Below are 24,295 nucleotides of genomic sequence, written 5' to 3' on the forward strand. Positions count from 1 at the left end.
CATCTTAGCATAAAATTACGCGTCAGGTTGCTGACGAATAAAGGCAATAGCCTGCGCGATATCCCGCGTGCGTGGAGTGGGCGGCAGGCTGTTAAGAAACAGCGCGCCATAAGGCCGGGATACCAGACGCTGGTCGCAAATCACCAGCACGCCACGATCGTCAGTATCGCGAATCAAACGGCCAACGCCCTGTTTCAACGTAATCACGGCGTCGGGCAGTTGCACGTCACTGAAGGGATCGCCTCCCCGCAAACGGCAGTCTTCCATGCGGGCTTTTAACAGCGGATCCTCCGGTGAGGTAAACGGCAGCTTGTCGATGATGACCAGCGACAGCACATCGCCACGTACGTCCACCCCTTCCCAGAAGCTGCTGGTTGCCACCAGCAGAGCATTGCCCTTTTCGATAAACTGTTTCAGCAGCTGCCCTTTACTGGTTTCGCCCTGCACCAACACCGGCAACGTCATGGAGGCGCGGAACTCGGCCGCCAGCTCACGCATCATCAGATGTGAGGTACATAAGAAGAAGCAGCGGCCTTGGTTTGCATCGATCAAGGGCTTCATCATTTTAGCCAGCTGACGTGCGCCACCAGGACGATTCGGTTCCGGCAGATTGCGGGGAACGCATAGTAATGCCTGCTGTGAGTAGTCAAACGGACTGCTGAGAATCAAACTCTTCGCCTTGCTCACGCCTAACCGTTCGGCGAAATGGTCCATCTTTTCATCGACGGCCAGGGTCGCTGAGGTGAAAATCCATGCCGCTTTGCGGTCATCCATCATTTCCCGGAAGCGTTCGGCCACGGATAACGGCGTTAGCGCCAGCACAAAGTGACGCGATGTGCATTCATACCAGTAACTGAATCCCGGTTCGCTGATGGATCGTATGCGCTTCAGTCGCGTACGGTAAAGCGCTGCGCGTTCAAAGGCCGCATCAAGCAGCGCAGAACGCCCGAGAGAGAGTTTAATGACGTCATAGCACAGTTCCAGGGCATCATCGAGCAGCGTGAACATGCGCATGATGTTGTTATCACTGAGTAAGTCCCGCAGATTTCCGCGATAGCCGGGTTCGCCCAGCGCCAGCCGAAAATCCTGAGCGCACTGAGCCAGCCTGTCGGCCGATTTTTGCAGCTGCTGAACGTCACGCACTTCGGTGCGATAGGCAATAATGATGTCTTTCGCCAGATCGGCTAACTGACGGCTGGAGATCTGCTGACCGAAATACTGGCTGGCGATATCCGGTAACTGATGGGCTTCATCAAAAATCATGACGTCCGCTTCAGGGATCAGCTCACCGAAGCCCCCCTCTTTCACCACCAGATCGGCAAGAAAAAGATGATGATTGACGACGACGACATCGGCATCCATAGCCTTCTTGCGCGCTTTGACGACAAAACACGCTTTATACTGCGGGCAATCGCTTCCCAGACAGTTGTCGTTGGTACTGGTCACCAGCGGCCATATCGGACTGTCTTCCGTCACGTCTGCACAGGCGCTGATATCGCCGTCGACGGTATGTGAGGCCCAGGCGCGCAGCGTCACCAGGTCGGTAAGCGACTGAACGCTCAGATCGCCGCCGGTGGCAGACTGCTGATCCATCCGCTCCAGGCACAGGTAGTTAGATCGCCCTTTAAGCAGCGCCGTTTTACCGGTAAATTTTAGCGCGTTAGCGATGGTGGGCAAATCGCGAGCATAAAGCTGATCCTGCAGGGCTTTTGAGCCCGTGGACACAATCACTTTTTTATTGGCGCGTAACGCCGGTGCCAGGTAGGCATAGGTCTTGCCCGTCCCCGTGCCCGCTTCAACAACCAGCTCACCGCTGCTCTGCACGGCCTCGGTGACAGCCTGGGCCATTTCACGCTGTGCTTCACGCGGTTTGAACCCCGTAATACGCTTTGCCAGCGCGCCATCTGATGCAAAATCGTCTGCCACGTATCCTCTCAATTCCGGCAAAAAACACTGTATATTATGTCAGTCTTTCCCGCCTTAAGGAAATTGCTGACGCGGGCGTCTCCATTATGCTAGCTGGATGCAGGGAATGCCGCTAATGACTGATATAAAGCGCACCCGCCGCCAGGATCACCCATAAAACCGCCAGCGTGATAAACCCCTGTCTGGCCGTACGCGACATGCCCACAAAAGTTGACACCACCACAGACAGCAGCGCCAGTGCGCCAAACATCACCCAAAACAGATATTGCGTATTCACCATGCCTTCTTCCTAGGAGTCCTGAACTGATAAGCGACGTTTTATACCATTTTTCCGGCCACGATGCGCGACCGACGCCCGCAGGCGTTTGCAATGGATGACAATGGCATCGTGAATATGTCAGGCTAGGCGTCCAAAAAATAAGGAGAAGATGATGAGCATTACGCGCATTGATCCCGAACATCGTATGTCCGAAGCGGTTGTTCATAACGACACGATTTATTATACCAGCGTGCCTGAAAACCTTGATGCGGATGCCGAAGCGCAAACCGCCAATGCGCTGGCGGTGATTGACGCCCTGCTTACACGCGTGGGCAGTGACAAAAGCAAAATCCTGGATGCCACCATTTTTCTGGTCGATAAAGCTGATTTTGCGGCAATGAACCGCGCCTGGGACGCCTGGGTTTCACCCGGCAATGCCCCAGTGCGCTGCACGGTTCAGGCAGCCTTAATGAATCCGAAGTATAAAGTCGAAATAAAAATTATCGCCGCGCGTTAACCCCGGTTCCGGGCGTCAGCCTTCGTCGTCTTCATCTTCGAAGCGCGCCCGAATCAGTTCTCCGGTGTGACTTTCACGAATTTCCTGCGCCACCAGGGTTATCGCCTCGCCGCTGGACATGCCCTCTGCCATTAACTTTTGAATGCGTTCTACCGCGCGTTGCTGCTGGTCGTGTGAAAGTGCGGGTAATCCTGTAATCATGTTTCACTCCTGCTTTAGGGCTGCCATTATTTCATGGGGAACAAACAGGTGCCAGTCAGGAAAAAATATGTCAGTCTAACGGCATTTCTGATGTCAGATTTTGTGCTCAATGAACGTTCAAACTCATAACCTACGTTATTCTCCTGACGCCCTTACGCACTATTTTTCCCGTATTGCGCATCTGCCATGGGCGATGCTGCTGTCGTCAGGGCACGCCGATCACAGCGATAACCGTTTTGATATCCTGACCGCCGATCCCCTTACCACACTGACGACGCGTGGCAGGATAACAGAAATTCGCCATGCACATGGCCATGAAAACAGTGAGGACGATCCTCTCTCTCTCGTGCAGCACTACTGCAACGCGTTGGGCATCCCCCCAACACGCCATCCGGATTTACCCTTTGTGGGCGGCGCGCTGGGGCTGTTTGGCTATGACCTGGGACGGCGCTTTGAGCAGTTACCTCAGATCGCCACCGCCGATCTGCAGACGCCGGATATGGCGGTGGGCATCTACAACTGGGCATTAATTGCCGATCATCATCGTCAGACATTGACCCTGGTTGCTGTAGAGGATGTTGCGCAGCGGCTCAGTTGGCTGGAAGGCTGGCCCACACGCGAAAGTGCGCCGTTTTCACTGACCAGCGAATGGTCCGCTAACCTCAGCGTTGATGACTACGCGGAACGTTTTCGCAAGGTCCAGGCCTATATCCAGGCGGGTGACTGCTATCAGGTCAACCTGTCACAGCGCTTCGAGGCCGGTTATCAGGGTGACGAATGGCGTGCGTTCTGCTTGCTGAATCAGGCTAATCGCGCGCCTTTCAGCGCTTTTTTACGCCTGCCGGAGAGCGCCATTCTCAGCCTTTCCCCCGAGCGCTTTATGGCGCTGGATCAACACGTCATTACGACCCGCCCGATTAAAGGTACGCGACCGCGTGACAGCGATCCGGTGCAGGACGCCGCCCAGGCCGAAAGTCTGCGGACGTCCGCCAAAGACCGGGCAGAGAATCTGATGATTGTCGATCTGCTGCGTAATGATATAGGCCGGGTCGCCGTGGCCGGTTCCGTAAGCGTACCCGAACTGTTCGTGGTGGAGCCCTTTCCGGCAGTGCATCATCTGGTCAGCACCGTTCGCGCCACGCTGCCCGAAAATCTGCAGGCCTGCGATCTGTTACGCGCCTGCTTTCCCGGCGGTTCGATCACGGGTGCGCCGAAAATTCGTGCAATGGAAATTATCGATGAACTGGAACCGCAACGCCGTAACGCCTGGTGTGGCAGCATCGGATATCTGAGTGTGTGTGGTCGCATGGACACCAGTATTACGATTCGTACGTTGATTGCCGAAGACCATCACCTCTACTGTTCGGCTGGCGGCGGTTTAGTGGCCGACAGCGAGCTGGAATCGGAATATCAGGAAACCCTGGATAAGGTCAGCCGCATTTTGCCCGCGCTGGAAAAAGGGGCCTGAATGGCGTTGACCCTGGCGGATTTCCGCACCCGCTTTCTGCTGCAGCCCCCTCAGCAACCTACGCAGCCGCTTTCTGGGCGCCATGCGGCGGTGTTAATTCCCATTGTTGCACGTCAGCAGCCCGGTCTTCTACTGACCCAGCGTTCACACGGGCTGCGTAAGCACGCCGGTCAGGTGGCCTTTCCCGGTGGCATGCAGGACCCCGAAGATGGTTCGCTGGTCGCTACCGCTTTGCGGGAGGCGCAGGAAGAGGTGGGCATTTCACCCGCTCAGGTGGAGGTTTTGGGCTGCCTGCCTGCGGTGACCAGCAGCACAGGATTTCAGGTCACGCCTGTGTTAGGCATCATCCCGGACCGCCTGGCGCTGCGCATCAACCCCGATGAAGTGGTGAGTACTTTTGAAATGCCCCTGACCGAAGCGTTGCGCCTCAGCCGCTACGCAGAACTTGACTACTACCGCGCCGGTATTCGCCATCCTGTGTGGCTGTCGCGCTATCAGGATTACCTGGTCTGGGGCATGACAGCAGGCATTATTCGTTCACTGAGTCAGCAAATTGCGTTTTAGTTGACGCAGCTTTCATTTTTAACCCTGTTTACGGGCTTCCGCGCGATCTCACACTATAATTTTTTTTCGTGGTTTTAATTAGTTTATTTCATGCGAAAAGCAGCGCGTTCATCCTGCTTCGCCGTTTACTATTAGCGCCATAAACTGCCACGGCAGGGTAAGTTTTTTTTGTGAGGAGTGTCACCCATGATTTCGGTTTTTGACATGTTTAAAGTGGGCATTGGCCCATCCAGTTCTCATACGGTCGGTCCGATGAAAGCGGGTAAGCAGTTTGTGGATCTGTTGTCTGAACAGGGCAAACTGCATGAGGTGACACGCATCGCCGTCGATGTCTATGGTTCCCTGTCATTGACCGGTAAAGGTCACCATACCGATATCGCTATCATCATGGGCCTGGCGGGTGAGTCACCTGACAGCGTAGACATTGATTCCATTCCTGCCTTTATCAAAGACGTGCAGCAGCGGGAACGTCTGCTGGTTGCGAAAGGCGCGCATGAAGTCGATTTTCCTCGCGAAGGCGGCATGGTCTTCCGCAGCGAGAACCTTTCTCTGCATGAAAATGGCCTGCGCCTGCTGGCGTTTTCGGGCGATCTGCTGGTGTTGTCAAAGACCTATTACTCCGTTGGCGGCGGCTTCATTGTCGATGAAGAGCATTTTGGTCAGTCTGCGCTGGATGAAGTTTCGGTTCCCTGGCCTTTCCACTCGGCAAAAGAGTTGTTGTCGCACTGCCGTGAAACCGGGCTTTCCCTGTCAGGGCTGGTGATGAAAAATGAACTGGCACTGCATTCGCGTGACGACATTAACGCCTATTTCGCAACAATCTGGCAAACCATGCAGGCCTGTATCGATCGCGGCCTGAATACCGAAGGCGTGCTGCCCGGTCCCTTGCGCGTGCCGCGCCGCGCCGCGTCACTGCGCCGCCTGCTGATCTCCTCTGCCAAGCACTCTAACGATCCCATGGTCGTTATTGACTGGATTAACATGTTTGCTCTGGCGGTAAATGAAGAGAATGCCGCCGGGGGGCGCGTGGTCACCGCACCAACCAACGGTGCCTGCGGCATCGTGCCAGCCGTGCTGGCCTACTACGACCACTTTATCGAACCGGTCACGCCCGATATCTTTATTCGCTATTTTCTCGCCTCCGGCGCGATCGGCATTCTTTATAAAATGAATGCCTCTATCTCCGGTGCCGAAGTGGGCTGTCAGGGCGAAGTGGGCGTTGCCTGTTCTATGGCTGCAGCCGGTCTGGCGGAACTGTTAGGTGCCAGTCCAGAGCAGGTCTGTGTCGCTGCGGAGATCGGCATGGAGCACAATCTGGGTCTGACCTGCGATCCCGTGGCGGGTCAGGTCCAGGTGCCCTGCATTGAACGCAATGCCATTGCCTCCGTGAAGGCCATCAACGCTGCACGTATGGCCATGCGCCGCACCAGCGAGCCGCGCGTTTCGCTGGATAAGGTCATTGAAACCATGTACGAGACAGGAAAAGACATGAATGCCAAATATCGCGAGACCTCCCGCGGCGGACTGGCGATAAAAGTTCAGTGTGACTAATATTTTTTGAGATTTGTTTCTAACTTTCTGCTTTTTAACCAGTGCATTAGTCAGCCCTGCCTGCTATAAATATTAACAATGTTAAAGCGACCTTCGGGTCGCTCTCCTTTTTTTATGACCTTTCATTTTACGCTCAGGTCCTAAATTTGCTTCGGGCCGTGCCGATAACAACCCAGCTATATCTATTTTCTGGTTTTGGGAAGGTGATTCTTGATGTTCATGGCCCAGCAATATGTTGGACAATACAGACGTAAGCGATTGCTTATTGCGCTGGTGATTGCTTCGATTGTTCTTACATTAACGCTGGCTTTTCGCTATTTTGAAGAAAAATCACGTATTCAAAAGCGAGCAATCAGCTTTGCCGACACGGCGATCACGCGTTTCGATCGCATGTTTTCACCTCTCGACGTCTCAGCGAACAACATGCTGGGCCTGGTGGGTATGCCCTGCCAGGATGCCCGTTTTCCATTAATTGAAAAGATTTCGTCACTACAAACGGTGCGCGCTGTTCTGTTGGTCGATGGGGACACGCTCTACTGTTCCAGTATTTTTGGCACCCGGGACATCTCATTTAGTCAGACCTACCCCGAACTGGCCCTTAACGATCGGCGCATGGTGTTATCCACGGATGAGTATCTGCTTAAAGGTTCACCCGTTTTATTACTGTGGACGCCAACGACGCTGGATAATCGTTCTGGCATTCTTCAGGCCATTAATATTGAATTAATGAGCAGCTACCTGCTGGAGCCGCAGGCACCCTGGGTTGAACGGGCCATTTTCAACGTCAACGGTAAAAGCCTGGAATACGGTAATCCGTTGATTGAGTCCACGCAGCCTTCTGAGGATGAAGTCACCTATACCGAGGCTTCACTGCGTTATCCTTACACCGTGACGCTCTATGGTCCGTCACCTTCCCGCCTGGCGCTGGAATCTTTACCCTCGCAGTTGCCGCTGGCGCTGATGCTGAGTTTACTGATTGGCTACGTGGTCTGGCTGGCGACCGCCAATCGTATGAGTCTGAGCTGGCAGATTAGTTACGGCATTACGGCCAGGGAGTTTATGGTTTACTGCCAGCCGTTGATCAATGCTCGTACGTCTGAGTGTGAAGGCATTGAGCTACTGTTGCGTTGGCACAATCCTCGGCAGGGCTGGATTCCGCCTGACGTCTTTATCCCTCTTGTTGAGCGTCAGAACCTGATTAAGCCGTTAACCCGCTTTGTACTGAACCGCGTTGTCGAAGCCTTACCCGACCTTCCGCATAGCCCTCATTTTCACATTGCCATTAACGTGGCTGCCAGCCACTTCCGCGACCGCGCCATTCTGGAAGACCTGCAAACGCTTTGGTGGCCCGCCGAGCCCGTTCCCACGCTGGTTGTTGAATTAACCGAACGTGATGCGCTGCCCGTCGTCGATCAGGCCGTAATTTCTCAACTGCACGACATTGGGGTGCGTCTGGCGATTGATGATTTCGGCACCGGGCACAGCTCGTTGTCCTACCTGAAAGATTTGCAGCCGGACGTGTTAAAGCTGGATAAAATTTTTACCGCGTCAATTGGCACAGATGCCATCAACGCCATCGTGACGGATATGGTGATTTCTCTGGCACAGCGCCTGAACATCAGTCTGGTTGCGGAAGGCGTTGAAACCGAGGAACAGGCCCACTATCTGAGGGATCGGGGCGTGGAACATTTACAGGGCTATTACTTTGCCCGCCCCATGCCGCTGGAGGACTTCCCGGAATGGTTGCGTCAGCACCAGCTTACCCTCGGCCTGTAATGCGATAAAAGTGTGCCATCGCGTTATTCCGCGCAAAAAAAACGCATCACTCCGTGATGCGTTTTATCTTCAGGTGTGGCCTTAACCTTCTTCTTCGTCGTCGTCACGCTGATCTTTGGTTACCCGGACCAGATCAATGCGGTACTCCGTCGCGTCAATAATCTGGAAGTGCAGCGGTTCGATATCGATCACGTCGCCGGGCTTAGGTAACTGCCCTTTTTGCGCAATCAACAAGCCAGCCAGCGAAGCATGATCTTCCTCCGGCTTCACCAGCTCATGGAAGTCCAGAAGCTGCTGCAGAGAATGCAGGTCAGTGCCGCCTTTTACTAACCAGCCGTCGCCATCCATGATGATATCCGGCGTTTCATCTTCATCCGGGAATTCACCGGCAATCGCTTCCAGCACGTCCAGCGGCGTAATTAAGCCCTGCACCACACCAAACTCGTTAGTCACGATCACGAAGCTACCTTTGGCACGACGCAGCACGCCGAGCAGGTTAATTGGGTCAAGCGTTTCCGGCACAATAATCGTCGGTGTGCTGGCGGCAAAGGTCGCGACGTCAACGCCGTGACCCAGCGCCACCAGCAGCTCTTTGGCCCTGACCACGCCGATGATCTCATCCAGTTCCCCCCGACACACCGGGAACAGGCTGTGCGGCGTATCCAGAAGTTGAATACGAATTTCATCCACAGGACGGTTGGCATCCACCCACGAGATATCGCCGCGCGGTGTCATAATGCTGCGGATGGAACGTGACGCCAGCGTCAGTACGCCGTTAATCATGTAGCGCTCTTCATCTTTAAACGCTTCCTGCGGCATCGCGACGGCAATCGCCTGCTCTTCAGTGCTCGCAGGTGCGCTCTGCACCCGGTTACGTCCCCCCATCAACCGCAGAATGGCCTCGGCGGTGCGCTCACGCATCGGACGATGGGACTGATGACGAATGAAGTTGCGACGGGCAATCTGATTGAACAACTCGATAAGAATCGAGAAACCAATCGCCGCATACAGATAGCCTTTCGGAATATGAAAGCCAAAGCCTTCAGCCACCAGTGACAGGCCGATCATCAACAGGAAACTCAGACACAGCACCACAACAGTAGGATGCGCGTTAACGAATTTGGTTAGCGGCTTGGAAGCCAGCAGCATCACCACCATCGCAATCACGACCGCAGTCATCATGACCGGCAGGTTATTCACCATCCCTACCGCAGTTATCACGGCATCCAGTGAGAAGACCGCATCCAGTATGACAATCTGGGTCACCACCGCCCAAAAGCTGGCGTAGCTACGGTTACCGCTGTTTTCCAGCTGACGGTTTTCCAGCCGCTCATGCAGTTCCATGGTGGCCTTAAACAACAGGAATATCCCGCCCGCCAGCAAAATCAGATCGCGTCCGGCAAAGCTAAAATCCCCCACGCTGAACAGAGGGCGCGTCAGGGTTACCATCCAGGAGATAAGTGACAACAGCCCCAGGCGCATCACCAGTGCCAGAGAAAGACCAATTAATCGCGCTTTATCACGCTGCTTAGGAGGCAACTTATCCGCAAGAATGGCAATAAAGACCAGGTTATCAATGCCGAGTACGATTTCCAGCACGATGAGCGTGAGCAATCCCGCCCAAATTGAGGGGTCGAACAGAAATTCCATTAGTGACTCCAGAAAAAGGATGTGATTACGCTAACGCATGCCCGCGTCGAAGGACGTGACAGAGAGAAGCCCGGAAAAGCAGAGAAAACGCGGTCTGGCGTAAATTGGCGCGCTGAAGAGCGCAAAGACAAGGTTAAGCAACGTCGGTGACGATCCATAAGGGTGGGCTGCTGCCCGCTACTCCTGAATAATAAACAGATCGCTAATGTATCAGTTCGTACCACGAGGTCAAAAAATTTTCCTGTTTTTACATTTTCGCCAGACGGCATTGAGTGACATAAAAACTCAACTTCCCTCTTTCATGCTGCAAATAACCAACCAATGTCACAAAATTTATTTTTTCGGACACTAAAATAAATCCGGCATCACGTAGTGAGTTAGTTATCCCTGCAATGTTGAAGTCAGGTTAAATCACATTAACAAGATTTGGATATTGTTAACGCGATAATTCTTAACGGTTCCTCAGGTTCTGAGGAACTAACAAGCGAACGGAGGTAGCACGTGACCATTGCTCTTGTAATTGGTACACACGGCTGGGCAGCGGAGCAGCTGCTAAAAACGGCAGAGATGCTTTTAGGCGAACAGGAAAATGTGGGATGGATTGATTTTGTCCCGGGAGAAAACGCGGACACGCTGATTGAGAAATATCAGGCAAGACTGACAGAACTGGACACCTCACAGGGCGTGCTTTTTCTGGTTGATACCTGGGGCGGCAGCCCTTTCAATGCAGCCAGCCGGCTGGTCGTTGATAAAACACATTATGAGGTGGTCGCCGGGGTAAACATTCCCATGTTGGTGGAAACCCTGATGGCGCGGGATGATAACCCCTCTTTTGACGAACTGGTGGCCATTGCGGTAGAAACCGGTCGCGAAGGCGTCAGAGCCTTAAAAGCACAACCTGAAGAAAAACCCGCAGCGGTTGCCGCCTCGCCCTCCGCCCCGGCCAGCGCCCCGCATGCCAGTCGCCCTCTCACCCCCGACGACCATATGAATATTTGCCTGGCGCGCATCGACGACCGCCTGATTCATGGGCAGGTCGCTACACGCTGGACCAAGGAAACCAACGTCAGCCGCATCATCGTTGTCAGCGACGAAGTGGCCAACGACAACGTGCGCAAAACGCTGTTAACCCAGGTGGCACCGCCGGGCGTCACCGCGCATGTGGTGGGCGTCGATAAGATGGTGCGCGTCTGGAATAACCCCAAATATGCCCGGGATCGGGTCATGCTGCTGTTTACCAACCCGACGGATGTCCTGCGGATTGTTGAGCAAGGGGTTGATATCAAGAGCGTTAACATTGGCGGCATGGCTTTTCGCCAGGGTAAAACCCAGGTCAACAATGCCGTCTCGGTCGATGAAAAAGATATCGCCGCATTTCGCCAACTTAACGCGCGCAACATCGAACTTGAGGTGCGTAAAGTTTCGGGCGATCCAAAACTAAAAATGATGGATCTGGTGGCAAAGGTGAGCGCATAACGCGCCAGCCGTCTTTTTCTATCCTGTAGAGGACAAGCAGTATGATGGAAATAACCACACTTCAAATTGTATTAATCTTTATCATTGCCTGTATTGCCGGGATGGGTTCGATCCTGGATGAGTTCCAGTTTCACCGTCCGTTAGTCGCCTGTACGCTGATTGGCATTGTGCTGGGTGATATGAAAACGGGCATCATCATCGGCGGTACGCTGGAGATGATTGCGCTGGGCTGGATGAACATCGGTGCTGCGGTTGCCCCGGACGCTGCGCTGGCCTCGATTATCTCCACCATTCTGGTTATTGCCGGTGGACAGAGCGTCGGTGCCGGTATCGCCCTGGCTATTCCGCTGGCGGCAGCCGGTCAGGTGCTGACTATCATCGTGCGTACGCTGACCGTAGCCTTCCAGCATGCCGCTGACAAAGCGGCGGAGAAAGGCAACCTCACGGCCATCTCATGGATCCACGTTTCCGCCTTACTGCTTCAGGCCATGCGCATCGCGATTCCGGCGCTGATTGTGGCTATCTCGGTAGGAACGGATGCGGTTCACTCCCTGCTCAGCTCTATTCCGGAGGTGGTCACCAACGGCCTGAACATCGCGGGTGGCATGATCGTGGTGGTGGGTTATGCCATGGTTATTAACATGATGCGCGCAGGCTACCTGATGCCGTTCTTCTATCTGGGTTTCGTTACTGCCGCGTTTACCAGCTTTAACCTGGTGGCACTGGGCGTGATTGGCGTGGTGATGGCGGTGCTCTATATCCAGCTCAGCCCGAAATATAACCGCGCAGCCGGTGCGCCTGCGGCATCACCGTCAGCTAACGACCTCGACAACGAACTCGATTAAGGAACAGGTGACAACATGGTTGATATAACAAAAGTCGAAAAGAAACTGACGCCGGGTGACGTACGCGCTGTGTTTTTACGCTCAAACCTGTTTCAGGGCTCCTGGAACTTTGAACGTATGCAGGCGCTGGGGTTCTGTTTCTCAATGGTGCCGGTCATTCGCCGTCTTTATCCTGAAAACAATGACGATCGTAAGCAGGCGATCAAACGCCATCTGGAGTTTTTTAATACACATCCTTACGTCGCCGCGCCTGTGCTGGGCGTGACGATGGCAATGGAAGAGCAGCGCGCCAACGGTGCCGCGATTGATGACGGTGCCATCAACGGCATCAAAGTGGGCCTGATGGGCCCGCTGGCTGGCGTAGGTGACCCGATTTTCTGGGGAACCGTTCGTCCCGTATTTGCGGCATTAGGCGCGGGGATTGCAATGAGCGGCAGTCTGCTCGGTCCGCTGCTGTTCTTTATCCTGTTTAACCTGGCGCGTCTGTTAACCCGTTATTACGGCGTCGCTTATGGTTACCGTAAGGGGATTGATATCGTCAGCGATATGGGCGGTGGCTTCCTGCAAAAACTGACCGAGGGGGCATCCATACTCGGCCTGTTTGTCATGGGGGCGCTGGTCAATAAGTGGACGCACGTCAACATTCCGTTGGTGGTTTCACGCATCACCGATCAAACCGGAAAAACCACGGTGACAACCGTGCAGTCGATTCTGGATCAGCTGATGCCGGGGATCGTACCGCTCCTGCTGACCTTCGCCTGTATGTGGCTGCTGCGCCGTAAGGTCAATGCCCTGTGGATCATTGTGGGCTTTTTTGCTATCGGTATTTTTGGCTACTGGATTGGTTTGCTCGGGCTCTAACCGGCATCACATCGGGAGCTGCGGCTCCCGATGTTTTCAGATTGTGGTCGCGTGACTCACGCCCGGCTTTAATCAGTAAAGGAAGAAGAATGTCATTGACCGACATCGTCATCGCCCTCTGCATCGCTGCCCTTCTGTTATTGGCTATTTACGTTGAAGCCGTGCTACCACGTCGTCATGGCCCTGCGCTTTTACGTGTCCCGCTCCAACGCCAACACAAAGCAGACAGCCTGATTTTTATTGGCTTACTGCTCATTCTGTTGTGGAACAATCTGACCCATCAGGGGCCGAAACTCACGACCACGCTTTTGATGGTGCTGTGCTTTTTATCGTTCTGGCTTTTCTGGGTGCGCCGCCCCAAATTGCTGATGAAAAGTCAGGGGCTGTTTTATGCCGGCAGATGGACAACGTATCCACAGATACAGAGCATCAATCTTTCCGAGGACGGTATTTTGGTGATGCAGCTTGAGCAGCGGCGGTTGCTTATCGCCGTGCAACAGCTTGACGATCTGGAACGCATTTACCAGACCCTGGTGGAGGCACGCTAATCGCGTTGCCACAGGGTGATCATAAAGTCTGCGTCGCAGGGAAACTGCGTACTTTCCGCTAAGCTCTGCCACACATCAGGTCGCGCGCGCCAGGCAAAGGGCGTCATCTGCAACAAGGTGGTGGCAGACTGCCCGCTCAACGTCATTGGATACGTTAAACGATGCTGGGCGAGTTGACGAAATCCCTGGTAGCTTTTCTCTTCCGAGGCGTGGAGTTGAACGTCGCGGTATATCAGCGCCTTAAGCTGCTGAAGATGATGAGGCCCGGGCGTGACCGTGAGTAAAAAGCCTCCCGGTTTAATGACCCGGCTGAGCTCAGTCTCGTTACAGGGCGCATAAATGCGGACCACCGCATCCAGCGAAGCATCACCAAACGGCAGGCGGTGGCTTGATGCCACGCAAAATAAAACCTGGGCGTAACGCTTTGCCGCCAGCCTGACGGCCATCTTCGCCACATCCAGACCATAAACCTGGCCCTCAGGCGCGAGCTCGCTGGCCAGTGCGCCCGTGTAGTAGCCTTCTCCACAGCCGATATCCAGAATCTGCGCAGCCGGTTGGTTCAGATGCTGGTTAAGGACGGCAACCACGTTGTCCCGCAAAGGCTGGTAGTGACCGGCCTGCAGAAACGCACGTCGCGCCTGCATCATGTCTGCACTGTCGCCCGGTTCACGTGAACCTTTATGTTGAACGGGCAGCAAATTGACGTAGCCCTCTTTCGCCTGATCGAACTGATGGCGATTTTCACAGCGCCAGCTGCGGTCAGTCAGGGTCAGGGGGAAGTGACAAAGTGGGCAGTTCAAAGACATCAGGCGCTCCGGCAAAGATTAACGCGCGGAAGTGTACTTGACGGGAAACAATAGCGAAAGCGTAAAAAAAGCCTCGGCCAGTTGGCCAAGGCTTTAATATCTGAGACTGTGGTGCATGGCACCCGTCTGAGGCGAAATCAGATAGCAGTAACGTTAACCGCTGCTGGGCCTTTCTGGCCGTCCTGGATTTCGAACTCAACGTTTTGGCCTTCGGCCAGCGTTTTGAAGCCGTTGCCCTGAATAGCAGAGAAGTGTACGAATACATCTTTGCTACCGTCAGCTGGAGTGATAAAACCGAAGCCTTTAGACTCGTTGAACCACTTAACCTGACCTTTAATCTTTGCCATTTTACTAATTCCTTAAAGTGTTTATTTTGCCCGGAGGCTAACCTACAGATAAAACAGAGACATTACTGAATGAGGCACTGATTAAAGTTCGGCAAGGAAGCGGTATTCAACGTCAACGTCTTTACTCGTAACTTCTTTACTGAAGATGCCATACATAAACAGAACTGTACCTCGTTTAACCCACGAATTGTTATCACATATCCGCTAAATAATGGCAAGCCATTTTTATAAACACGGTCGGCGCTTTTCACATATTTGCAAGACAGCTCCCAGAGAATGTACTTTCTGGTACATAAGCCTGTGTACTGAACGCCACTAATAGTCACAACAACCCTATAATATAATGCTTTTCTGCCCAGACAGGGTGATATCTGACGCCGTCTCGGCCGTCCAGCCAGAGGGATAACATTAAAAAAATAACATTGCACTAATATGGCAAAGTTGCACCAAATAAAGGAGCCGATAAGTGAAGCGCGGGTAAACTATTGCAGCAGGCTTGTACAATAAATTCTATTTCGTACAAATATACATTTTATTTCCAGTAAAATCATAAGTTGAGCGTTAACGCAATCACTTACAGCTTGCATGCAGGCGTTTTTTGAATTACGCCTGCCGGGGGCCGTGAAGGAATATTGATTTCAATCAGAATCCCGTGGCGTCAGAAGAAAAGGTTATTACCTCTGACTACGCCTAGTCGATATAGCTCAGGCTGCGGCTCTCGCCTATCTGCCAGGGCGTAAAATGCCTGCTTGCTTCCCCACGTTGTTGTAAGACCCGCAGCAATTCTGCGGGGGGCGCATCCAGCGATTCATCAGCAAGTTCAAAGACGCCCCAGTGAACAGGGATCGTGAGAGGCTGCCCTATTGCATGCCAGAGCGACACCGCCTGTTGAGGATCCATATGTTGCCCCGCCATAAACCAGCGGGGTTCATAGGCACCGACGGGCAGCGCGGCAAGATTAAACGGCCCGAGACGCGCGGCGATTGCATGAAGGTTTTCAGTGTAGCCACTGTCCCCAGAGAACCAAAAGCGCAGCGACGCGGTGTGGATGACCCAGCCGCACCACAATGACCGGTTGCGGTCAGTTAACGTGCGCATACTCCAGTGGCGGGCCGGAACCGCATGAAACTGAATACCCTCGAAGGCTTTCTGCTGCCACCAGTCAAGCTGATGTACCTGCTTCACGCCACGGCGTTGACACCAGTAAGCCAGACCAAGCGGAACCACAAAAACCGCCTCTGGAAAGTGGCGTACGATCTGCTTGATGGTCGGCTTATCCAGATGATCGTAATGGCTGTGGGAGATCAGCACGTAATCCAGATGTGGCAACTGGTCGATCGTCAGCGGCGAAGGGGTTTTGCGTTCCGGCCCCAGAAACGGCAATGGCGATGCCCGCCGGGAAAGTGCGGGGTCAATCAGAATATAGCGTTGATTCAGCCGCAACAGCAGCGCAGCATGGCCCAGCCACCAGATGCGATCGTCGTCACCGCTCAGGTCGGCGGGTTGCCACCACTGCGCCCTAAAACCATCATAGCCCTGCTGAGGCGGATGCGGTAATCCCTGCGCTTTACGTTCCTTACGCCAGCGCTTCAGGTCACCCTGTTGGCGCATATCAGGTTCAGGGTTGCGAAACCCCTCCGGCGTATGATGGGGTTTACTGCTGTCATACCAGGGATTTTTCCAGGCCATCCGGCCTCCATGCAGGATTTAACGTTCCGGGATCAGGCGAATAAAATCATTGCTTTCCGCCTGCTCTTCCGCTTTTTGCTCGGCGGCACCCGTTTGCCTCTCGATCAGCCGCTTAAGCAGCGCGTTTTGTTTCTTTTGCTCTTCTAACAGTGACGCCAGCAACGCAATCTGTTCATTTGCCCGAACGCTGGCGCGGTTAACATAGAACCATAGCATCAATGCCACAATCAGCACGATTCCCATCACGCCAAAGCTGACCACAGGACCCGCATTAGCGGCTAACTCATTCATAACTGCCTCAAGATACCAGGTGAAATCACAATAAAGGGGACGACCCGCCATTCTACCCTGTGGCGCAGTAAAAGATAATGGTGACGTAAATGATGTGTATCAATCTGCTTCTTTCAGTTATCTCTGATCGCATCCCTTTTAAAAGCGAGGCATGCTGCCCCTGTACATCATGTTAAGCAGCAGTCACTGGAACACTGCGTTGGGTATCATAAGGAGATACAATGAAACTGTTCATTCGGGCAATTGTTGTTGTGGGAATCATCTGGCTGGCCATGCTGTTTACCGGATATGGCGTGCTGGCCGGAAGTAACAAGAATGCCGCAGGTCTGGGCCTGAAGTGTAACTACCTGACCGCACGGGGCATGATCACGGCACAATATCTGCACACCGACAGCGGCGTCGTGGGCGTTACCGACTGCCCGCTGTTGAAAAAGAGTGGCGACGTGATTGATAACTGATCGCACTGAAGCGGGCCACGGCCCGCTTTTTCAGTTTAAAGGGTAATCGTGGTAACCAAGCTCAGCGGAAAGACGGCGTCCCGCCTCATGCAGCATTGCCACGTAAGTGTGCTTGTTCGATGCCGGGAAGCGCAGCGTAGGAAAAGAGATACTCAGCCCCGCGACGGCCACGCCGAAACGATCGAAAATAGGCACGGCGATGCAGCAAACGCCCTCTTCCTGCTCTTCATTATCCTCACCATAACCCTGCTTCCTGACCTGACTCAGGACGTCAATAAGCGCGCCGGCGTCAGAAAGCGTATTCGCGGTATTAATGGTAAAGGTTATCCGCTGCAAAATGTCGTTAATGTCTTCCCGACTGCGCCACGCCAGTAACACTTTACCCAGCGCGGTTGAGTGCAGCGGATTGCGGCGGCCAATACGTGACGACATGCGCAGGTTATACAGCGAATCGATCTTATGGACATAGACAATACTGTCCTCGTCCAGCGCGCCCAGATGGATCGTTTCTTTGGTTAACCGGGACAGTTCACGCATCTGCACATCGGCACTGCGGATCAGGTCAATGTTCTGCAGCGCTTTCGATCCCACCTCAAACAGTTTTAACGTCAGTGAGTATTTTTCGCTTTCCCCTTCCTGGGCGACATAGCCCAGTGATTTCATGGTTTGCAGGAAACGGTAAACGGTGCTTTTAGACATCATCAGCCGCTGAGCCAGTTCGGTAATACCGTGATCGCGCTCTTCGCTTAAGGCCTGCAAAATGCCAAACACCTTTTGCACCGAAGAGACAGAATCAGGTTGTTTGTCCTTTGAATCAGGAACCATTGCTCACCTTGAATACGTGTTTCAAAAAAAACGGAACGGGGTTGCAGTATAGATTGCGGCGCCTCGCTCCGGCAAACTTTCAAGGTCTGTAACATCTGTAAAATATATTTTTCATTCCGGCGCGGTGCATTTTGTCCGCCAATTGATTAGCATGATGATATTCACACTCTTTAATATTAGCCTCTATGTCACTCTCTTCTTCTGACGGCGGACTTCCTGTGCCACAACGGTACTGGGCTATTCTGACAATCGCCATTGGCCTCATCATGGCGGTGTTAGACGGCTCAATTGCCAATGTGGCTCTCCCAACCATTTCACGTGAGCTGCAGGCCAGCCCGGCCCAGTCGGTCTGGGTCATTAACGCCTATCAGATCGCGATTGTGGCTTCACTGCTGTCGCTGTCCTTTTTGGGCGATATCGTTGGATACCGCCGCGTTTATCAGTTCGGCCTGGTGGTCTTTGCCGCGACATCGGTGTTCTGCGCGCTGTCATCCACGCTGACAATGCTGACCGTTGCGCGTGTCTTGCAGGGGCTTGGCGGTGCTGCGGTCATGAGCGTTAATACAGCGCTGATACGCATTATCTATCCTCCTCGCTATCTGGGTCGGGGCATTGCCATCAATGCACTGCTGGTGGCGATCTCAACCGCTGCCGGTCCCACCGTCGCGGCAGCCATTCTTTCTGTTGCCAGCTGGCGTTGGTTATTTCTGATTAACCTGCCGCTGGGTGCAGTGACACTCTGGTTGGCGTTGCGTTATCTGCCCGATAACCCACAACGGGCAAAAACCCAGAAGTTCGATATCACCAGTGCGGTGATGAATGCGCTTTTTTTCGGGCTGTTGATTTCGGCTCTGGGGGGATTTGCGCAGGGACAGCCCCACTGGCTGATCGCCAGCGAAATTGTGGTGATCATCCTGGTCGGTTATTTCTTTATCCGTCGTCAGTTAAGGATGGAGGTGCCGCTGCTGCCGGTTGACTTGCTGCGTATTCCCATTTTCGCGCTGTCGATCTGCACTTCCGTCTGCTCTTTCTGTGCACAAATGCTGGCGATGGTCTCTCTGCCTTTTTATCTGCAAAGCGTACTGGGTCGCGATGAAGTCGCAACAGGCCTGCTGCTGACGCCCTGGCCTCTTGCTACCATGCTGCTTTCACCCATTGCGGGCCGTTTGATTGAGCGAGTCCATGCCGGTCTGCTCGGCGGCATTGGTCTGGCACTGTTTGCCAGCGGGCTGTTCCTGCTGGCCCGGCTGCCTGCCCAACCTGACGACATGGATATTATCTGGCGCATGATGCTGTGCGGAGCCGGTTTTGGCCTGTTTCAGTCGCCAAACAACCATACAATCGTCACTGCTGCGCCGCGCAACCGCAGCGGCGGTGCCAGCGGTATGTTAGGCACGGCGCGATTACTGGGCCAGAGCAGCGGCGCGGCGCTGGTCGCGCTGATGTTCAATCTGATGGGAAATGGTGGAACCCATGCCTCGCTGTTATTAGCGGGAGGATTCTCTACCGTCGCTGCCCTTCTCAGCCTGTCACGAATGAAAGCCTGAGTTCAGCGATAAAAAAAGGCGACGTTGCCGTCGCCTTTTTCGTGAGGGTTACTTCAGGTATTCACCGCTGCGCAGCGCTTCGATACGTTTATCTAACGGTGGATGCGACATAAAGAGTTCGCTAAATGATTTTCCTTTTCCGTTAATACAAAACGCCATCATGCTGCTGGGTTCCTGCGGCTCATAGCTGGTTTTCAGACGCTGCAAAGCCGCAATCATTTTTTCGCGGCCCACCAGTTTGGCCGAGCCGGCATCGGCATGGAATTCACGATGACGTGAAAACCACATCGTGATGATGCTGGCCAGAATACCGAATACCAGTTCAAGCACCATCGAGACAGCAAAGTAGACCAGCGGATTTCCGTTGCTGCTCTCCTCGCCATCACGGTTGCCGGACATAAAGCCCGCCGCAATCTGTGCCAGGATACGCGACACAAAGATAACAAAGGTGTTCACCACACCCTGAATCAGCGTCATGGTGATCATGTCGCCATTCGCAATGTGCGCCACCTCGTGCGCCAGCACCGCCTCCGCTTCATCACGACTCATGTTTTGTAGCAGGCCAGTAGAAACCGCCACCAGCGAGGCATTACGTCGCGCACCGGTTGCAAACGCGTTGATATCCGGCGCGTGATAGATAGCGACCTGGGGCATAGCAATACCGACCTGCTGTGCCTGTCGGCCAATCGTGTCAATTAACCAGCGCTCGGTTTCGTTGCGCGGTTGCTCAATCACTTCACCGCCAACTGAACGTAGCGCCATCCACTTCGACATCAACAGTGAGACAAACGCACCGCCGAAGCCAAACAAGCCTGCCATTATCATCAGGCCCTGAACACTGCTTGACTGGATTCCTGTCAGGCTGAGAATCAGCCCGAATACCAACATCACAGCCAGGTTGGTCAGCAGGAAAAGAGCAATACGCATCATAACGGTTAATCTTCCTCAGTAGTTCATGCGCTCATGCGCGGATACATATCCTATGAGCATTGTGCGGGTTTTCAAGCGACCTTAACGTTTAAGTGTCTAAAAAGACATAACTTTACAATATGACACAACCTTTCGCGCAACCTGTCGGAAACCGCTCAGACGAACACATTAACGACGCTTATCACTGCCAAATTAATGATAAAAAAAAGCACCGCGCTGGGCGGTGCTTTGGATAACCCGGGTTATGCCGTTAGTTGGTTTTGGCTGCCGGTGCCTCAGGTGAGGATTTCTCCAGCTGCGCCAGGTCATTGGCAATTTTTACCGTTTCATCCAGATAAGGATCGGGCTCTTTATAGTCTTTCGGCAAATCATCAAGGCTCTTCAGCGGCTTTTTACCTTCAGCCTGATAGCGCGCGTTAATGCGTTCCAGACGTAGCGCATCTTCCTCGTGGTTCTCTTTCTCGCGCTGGGCAAGATTGAGCGACACAATGTTGCGCTTGTCTTTCATGGCGTTAAAGCGGGCGATGTCCTTCATGATGTACTGGAACTCGCGATCCTTAGCGATGCGCTCATCGTGCTCTTTGGTCAACTGTGGCGCCAGCGCCTTGACATCACCTGTGCGGGTGTAGGTCGCGGCCGTAATGCTGTCCCACGGTAACGCATTGTCCTCGAACTTCTCGCCCGTTTCCGCCGCTTCAACACCGGTTGGCATCAACAGGTCCGGCGTCACGCCTTTGCGCTGCGTACTGCCGCCATTGATACGATAAAACTTCTGAATCGTATACTGCACCGAACCCAGCGCAGGCCATTCCGGACGCAGCATCTGATCGTAAATGCGGTTCAGTGACCGGTACTGTTGAACGGTGCCTTTACCAAAGGTGGGCTCGCCGACGATCAGCGCACGACCATAATCCTGCATTGCCGCTGCAAAAATTTCTGATGCAGAAGCACTGAAGCGGTCAACCAGCACCACCAGCGGGCCTTTGTAATAAACAATGCCGTCGTTGTCGCTATCCTGACGCACGTGGCCATTGTTATCACGGACCTGAACAACCGGGCCACTTGGAATAAACAAGCCAGAAAGCGAAACCGCCTCGGTCAGTGCGCCGCCGCCGTTGGTGCGCAGATCGATGACGATGCTGTCAACGTTCTGCTTTTGCAGCTTCTGCAACTGCACTTTGACATCATCGGTCAGGCCAACGTAGAAGCCAGGAATATCGAGCACGCCGACTTTTTCTTTACCGACAGTGTGAATGCTCATTTTAACCGCGCGATCTTCCAGACGGATTTTCTCACGCGTTAAGGTCACAATACGGGTCTTAGTGCCTTTGCCAGCAGGCAGAATCTCAAGGCGAACCTTGCTGCCTTTCGGCCCTTTGATTTTGGCGACCACATCATCCAGGCGCCAGCCGATAACGTCTTCCATTGGCTTGCCAGGCTCACCGACGCCGACGATGCGGTCGCCAACGGTGATCGCTTTACTTTTCGCCGCCGGACCACCGGCCACCATAGAGTTGATAACGGTATAGTCATCATCCATCTGCAACACGGCACCAATCCCTTCGAGCGACAGGCTCATTTCGGTGTTGAACTGCTCCGTATTACGCGGTGAAAGGTAGTTGGTGTGCGGATCGATTTCGTGGGCAAAAGCGTTCATTGCCAGCTGGAATACATCTTCACTGTTGCTTTGCGCCAGACGACGGATGGCAAAGTTATAACGTTTGGTCAGCACTTCACGGATTTCTTTTTCGTCTTTACCGGCGAGTTTAAGGCTCAGCTCATCGTATTTGACCTTGGCGTCCCACAGCGCATTCAACTCACTCTGGTCTTTCGGCCAGGGCGCTTTAGAACGGTCAATATCGATGGTGTCATTGCCGGTAAAGTTCATCGGACGCGCCAGCACCGTAAGCGCATACTGATAGCGCTCAAAGCGGCGTTTTTGCGCCAGATTATAAAGATCGTAAAAAATATCCAGCTTACCGCTACGCAGCTCATCACCCAGTTGGGTCTTCTTGCTGGCAAACTGTGCAACGTCCGACGCCAGCAACACGTTGTGGCTGTAGTCGAGCATATTGAGATAGCGGTCAAAAATCTTGGCCGAGAAGGCGCCGTCAAGATCGAACTGACGATAGTGAGAACGGGTAAAACGCGACGTCACGCGCTCGCTTACCGTCGCATCCTGCGGATCTTCATGCAGCTGTGGAATTTGATCGGCACGTGTAATGTTCTCGGCCGCAAAGGAAGGGCCTGACAACAGCAGGCCCGCAATCAATCCAACTTTTAAAAGGGTGTTCATGCCGGGGTCAGCCTCCGTTTCAGAACTGCAAATGTTCTGCGCGCACAATCATTGCCATGCCGGAAGCGAGCTGTACCCGGACGCCGTCTTTCGACACTTCCAGAACGGTTGCGTCCATCGCACTTTTGCCTGCTTTAACTTTAATACTCTGGCCGGGTTGCAAAGTTGAGGTATCAGTGATGGGTTTAGCCTGCTGCTCCGGGCGTGGTGCCGGTTTGCGATTCTGCGATGCAGTAGGACGCTCAGCAGACTGTGGACGCGGCTTACGCGCGGCCTCACCTTCTGCCGGTTTACGCGGAGCAGGCTTGCGTGGGCGACGTGGTGCGCTGGCACCCTCTTCGCCTTCACCGGCTTCGCGACGAGCGGCTCGCTGCTGGTCGCGCTGTGCCTGAACACGCGCTTTGGCATCTTCGAGTTGCTTACGGGCATGCTCCACGTGCTGCTCATCAAGAACACCACAGGGGTTTCCATCGAGATCCACACGGGTGGCACCCGCTTTGATACCGTACAGATAGCGCCAGCTAGAGGTATAAAGACGCAAGGCCGAACGCAACTGCGTCTTGCTCAGGTTCATTTCGCCCTGAACGCGCTCTACCAGATCCTGAAAGATACCGATTTTGAGCGGACGCGCTTCGCCTTCAGCGCTAAAGCAGTGCGGAAAGCGCTCCGCCAGAAAGCTAATGACTTCTTTACTGCTATTCAACTTAGGTTGATTTTCCATGAAATTTCCTGATTACTACGGGTTTGCCGACCAGAGCAGGCATGAACAGGCGACATTATAATGACAACATCGCCAAATGCCATGCAATCCAGTCGATTAGCTACGCGTCAGCTGCAAATATTTTTCTAAGTCACTGTTCGCGAGCACGTCGCAAAGCCCGTTAGTCAAGGCGACCAGCCCTTTTTCATCTTCACTATCAAAGCGATTGTATTCCACACTGTCGATATCCAGTACGCCGACAACCTGACCGTTTATTTTCAGAGGAATCACAATTTCTGCATTACTGGCGGCATCGCAGGCGATATGGCCAGGGAAAGCATGGACATCATCAACACGCTGCACCTGTTGTTGCGCCAGTGCGGTGCCGCAAACCCCTTTGCCCAAGGGAATGCGCACGCAGGCGATTTTCCCCTGGAACGGGCCCAGAACCAGCGTATCGGCTTCCGTTAGCAGGTAGAAACCTGCCCAGTTCACGCCTTCGAGACGTTCATACAACAGCGCGCTAAAATTACCCATTGCAGCGAGGAACGCCGTTTCTCCCGCCAGTAAGGCGCGCATATCGCGATCTAAATCGGCGTAAAAGGCAGTTTTGTTCATTATTCAACCGTTACCAGTGACATCCGAGCGGCTAACCACTCCGCTTGTTAAAAATAAGCACTAAAAATCCATAGCCATAAGGTGAATCATAGCGTTAGTTACTATAACCTTAACATTCTGTGGATCGAAGCGTGATACCCGAGACA

General features: G+C 53.6%; 24 protein-coding genes and 1 pseudogene. 11 read left to right on the forward strand and 14 right to left on the reverse strand.

Annotated elements, in window-relative coordinates; all coding sequences use genetic code 11:
• Positions 1-15 precede the first annotated feature (15 nt).
• Positions 16-1,926, reverse strand: a complete 1,911-nt coding sequence (locus ACPXSQ_RS07355; RefSeq protein ID WP_158150756.1) for an ATP-dependent DNA helicase — start codon at positions 1,924-1,926, stop codon at positions 16-18.
• 112 nt (positions 1,927-2,038) lie between these two features.
• The gene (locus ACPXSQ_RS07360) at positions 2,039-2,206 is read right to left on the reverse strand and encodes a hypothetical protein (RefSeq protein ID WP_426143268.1); all 168 of its coding nucleotides are present in this window, start codon (positions 2,204-2,206) and stop codon (positions 2,039-2,041) included.
• A 151-nt stretch (positions 2,207-2,357) separates the two neighbouring features.
• Between ACPXSQ_RS07360 and ACPXSQ_RS07365 the strand changes: the two genes are divergently transcribed.
• Complete coding sequence (locus ACPXSQ_RS07365) at positions 2,358-2,702, forward strand: RidA family protein (protein ID WP_014605705.1); 345 nt, start codon at positions 2,358-2,360, stop codon at positions 2,700-2,702.
• Positions 2,703-2,717: 15 nt separating this feature from the next.
• On the opposite strand, the gene ACPXSQ_RS07370 is transcribed toward ACPXSQ_RS07365, so the two are convergent.
• Complete coding sequence (locus tag ACPXSQ_RS07370) at positions 2,718-2,903, reverse strand: YoaH family protein (RefSeq protein ID WP_064373895.1); 186 nt, start codon at positions 2,901-2,903, stop codon at positions 2,718-2,720.
• A 109-nt stretch (positions 2,904-3,012) separates the two neighbouring features.
• Between ACPXSQ_RS07370 and pabB the strand changes: the two genes are divergently transcribed.
• The 4 genes from pabB to ACPXSQ_RS07390 all read left to right on the forward strand — a co-directional run bounded on the left by pabB (position 3,013) and on the right by ACPXSQ_RS07390 (position 8,262).
• Positions 3,013-4,371, forward strand: coding sequence for an aminodeoxychorismate synthase component 1 (gene pabB / locus ACPXSQ_RS07375; RefSeq protein WP_105082148.1), 1,359 nt, complete (start codon positions 3,013-3,015; stop codon positions 4,369-4,371).
• Positions 4,372-4,935: a CoA pyrophosphatase gene (locus tag ACPXSQ_RS07380; protein WP_013026018.1), complete on the forward strand. Its 564-nt coding sequence runs from the start codon at positions 4,372-4,374 to the stop codon at positions 4,933-4,935. It abuts the gene before it with no gap.
• Between the two features lie 186 nt (positions 4,936-5,121).
• A complete protein-coding gene (locus ACPXSQ_RS07385) occupies positions 5,122-6,486 on the forward strand; it encodes an L-serine ammonia-lyase (RefSeq protein ID WP_158150758.1) in 1,365 nt (454 codons plus the stop codon).
• Between the two features lie 213 nt (positions 6,487-6,699).
• Positions 6,700-8,262, forward strand: coding sequence for an EAL domain-containing protein (locus ACPXSQ_RS07390; protein WP_014593851.1), 1,563 nt, complete (start codon positions 6,700-6,702; stop codon positions 8,260-8,262).
• Between the two features lie 81 nt (positions 8,263-8,343).
• On the opposite strand, the gene ACPXSQ_RS07395 is transcribed toward ACPXSQ_RS07390, so the two are convergent.
• Positions 8,344-9,912, reverse strand: a complete 1,569-nt coding sequence (locus ACPXSQ_RS07395; protein WP_426143271.1) for a TerC family protein — start codon at positions 9,910-9,912, stop codon at positions 8,344-8,346.
• A 501-nt stretch (positions 9,913-10,413) separates the two neighbouring features.
• On the opposite strand from ACPXSQ_RS07395, the gene manX reads away from it, so the two are divergent.
• From manX to ACPXSQ_RS07415, 4 genes are all read left to right on the forward strand, one after another.
• On the forward strand, positions 10,414-11,388 hold the full coding sequence (gene manX, locus ACPXSQ_RS07400) for a PTS mannose transporter subunit IIAB (RefSeq protein WP_014605701.1): 975 nt from the start codon (positions 10,414-10,416) through the stop codon (positions 11,386-11,388).
• 44 nt (positions 11,389-11,432) lie between these two features.
• Entirely contained in the window at positions 11,433-12,233 is an 801-nt protein-coding gene (locus ACPXSQ_RS07405; RefSeq protein ID WP_026020938.1) for a PTS mannose/fructose/sorbose transporter subunit IIC, read from the forward strand.
• Positions 12,234-12,248: 15 nt separating this feature from the next.
• Entirely contained in the window at positions 12,249-13,094 is an 846-nt protein-coding gene (locus tag ACPXSQ_RS07410) for a PTS mannose transporter subunit IID (protein ID WP_013026024.1), read from the forward strand.
• A gap of 89 nt (positions 13,095-13,183) precedes the next feature.
• Positions 13,184-13,642: a DUF986 family protein gene (locus ACPXSQ_RS07415; RefSeq protein WP_014593854.1), complete on the forward strand. Its 459-nt coding sequence runs from the start codon at positions 13,184-13,186 to the stop codon at positions 13,640-13,642.
• On the opposite strand, the gene rlmA is transcribed toward ACPXSQ_RS07415, so the two are convergent.
• The 5 genes and pseudogenes from rlmA to ACPXSQ_RS07440 all read right to left on the reverse strand — a co-directional run bounded on the left by rlmA (position 13,639) and on the right by ACPXSQ_RS07440 (position 16,775).
• Positions 13,639-14,448 (reverse strand): 23S rRNA (guanine(745)-N(1))-methyltransferase, encoded by an 810-nt coding sequence (rlmA, locus tag ACPXSQ_RS07420; protein WP_014593855.1) that lies wholly within the window; start codon positions 14,446-14,448, stop codon positions 13,639-13,641. The genes ACPXSQ_RS07415 and rlmA overlap by 4 nt on opposite strands.
• 137 nt (positions 14,449-14,585) lie before the next feature.
• Entirely contained in the window at positions 14,586-14,795 is a 210-nt protein-coding gene (gene cspE, locus ACPXSQ_RS07425) for a transcription antiterminator/RNA stability regulator CspE (RefSeq protein WP_001062678.1), read from the reverse strand.
• A gap of 37 nt (positions 14,796-14,832) precedes the next feature.
• Positions 14,833-14,951: pseudogene (locus ACPXSQ_RS07430) on the reverse strand (DUF2627 domain-containing protein).
• A 534-nt stretch (positions 14,952-15,485) separates the two neighbouring features.
• On the reverse strand, positions 15,486-16,484 hold the full coding sequence (locus ACPXSQ_RS07435; RefSeq protein WP_426143296.1) for an MBL fold metallo-hydrolase: 999 nt from the start codon (positions 16,482-16,484) through the stop codon (positions 15,486-15,488).
• 18 nt (positions 16,485-16,502) lie between these two features.
• Complete coding sequence (locus ACPXSQ_RS07440; RefSeq protein ID WP_044042541.1) at positions 16,503-16,775, reverse strand: YebO family protein; 273 nt, start codon at positions 16,773-16,775, stop codon at positions 16,503-16,505.
• 221 nt (positions 16,776-16,996) lie between these two features.
• On the opposite strand from ACPXSQ_RS07440, the gene ACPXSQ_RS07445 reads away from it, so the two are divergent.
• A complete protein-coding gene (locus tag ACPXSQ_RS07445) occupies positions 16,997-17,233 on the forward strand; it encodes a YobH family protein (RefSeq protein WP_013026030.1) in 237 nt (78 codons plus the stop codon).
• A 30-nt stretch (positions 17,234-17,263) separates the two neighbouring features.
• Here the strand turns inward: ACPXSQ_RS07445 and kdgR are convergent, their stop codons facing one another.
• Complete coding sequence (gene kdgR, locus ACPXSQ_RS07450) at positions 17,264-18,058, reverse strand: DNA-binding transcriptional regulator KdgR (RefSeq protein ID WP_013026031.1); 795 nt, start codon at positions 18,056-18,058, stop codon at positions 17,264-17,266.
• A 185-nt stretch (positions 18,059-18,243) separates the two neighbouring features.
• On the opposite strand from kdgR, the gene ACPXSQ_RS07455 reads away from it, so the two are divergent.
• Complete coding sequence (locus ACPXSQ_RS07455) at positions 18,244-19,605, forward strand: MFS transporter (RefSeq protein ID WP_013026032.1); 1,362 nt, start codon at positions 18,244-18,246, stop codon at positions 19,603-19,605.
• 48 nt (positions 19,606-19,653) lie between these two features.
• On the opposite strand, the gene htpX is transcribed toward ACPXSQ_RS07455, so the two are convergent.
• From htpX to ACPXSQ_RS07475, 4 genes are all read right to left on the reverse strand, one after another.
• On the reverse strand, positions 19,654-20,535 hold the full coding sequence (gene htpX, locus ACPXSQ_RS07460; protein ID WP_013026033.1) for a protease HtpX: 882 nt from the start codon (positions 20,533-20,535) through the stop codon (positions 19,654-19,656).
• A gap of 250 nt (positions 20,536-20,785) precedes the next feature.
• Positions 20,786-22,831 (reverse strand): carboxy terminal-processing peptidase, encoded by a 2,046-nt coding sequence (gene prc, locus ACPXSQ_RS07465; protein WP_014605697.1) that lies wholly within the window; start codon positions 22,829-22,831, stop codon positions 20,786-20,788.
• A 19-nt stretch (positions 22,832-22,850) separates the two neighbouring features.
• Positions 22,851-23,552: an RNA chaperone ProQ gene (proQ, locus tag ACPXSQ_RS07470; RefSeq protein ID WP_013026035.1), complete on the reverse strand. Its 702-nt coding sequence runs from the start codon at positions 23,550-23,552 to the stop codon at positions 22,851-22,853.
• Between the two features lie 96 nt (positions 23,553-23,648).
• Positions 23,649-24,149: a GAF domain-containing protein gene (locus ACPXSQ_RS07475; RefSeq protein WP_105082734.1), complete on the reverse strand. Its 501-nt coding sequence runs from the start codon at positions 24,147-24,149 to the stop codon at positions 23,649-23,651.
• Positions 24,150-24,295: the final 146 nt, after the last annotated feature.

Origin of the sequence: Pantoea sp. EEL5, from assembly GCF_049892805.1 — a bacterium.
Classification (GTDB): Bacteria; Pseudomonadota; Gammaproteobacteria; order Enterobacterales; family Enterobacteriaceae; genus Pantoea; species Pantoea ananatis.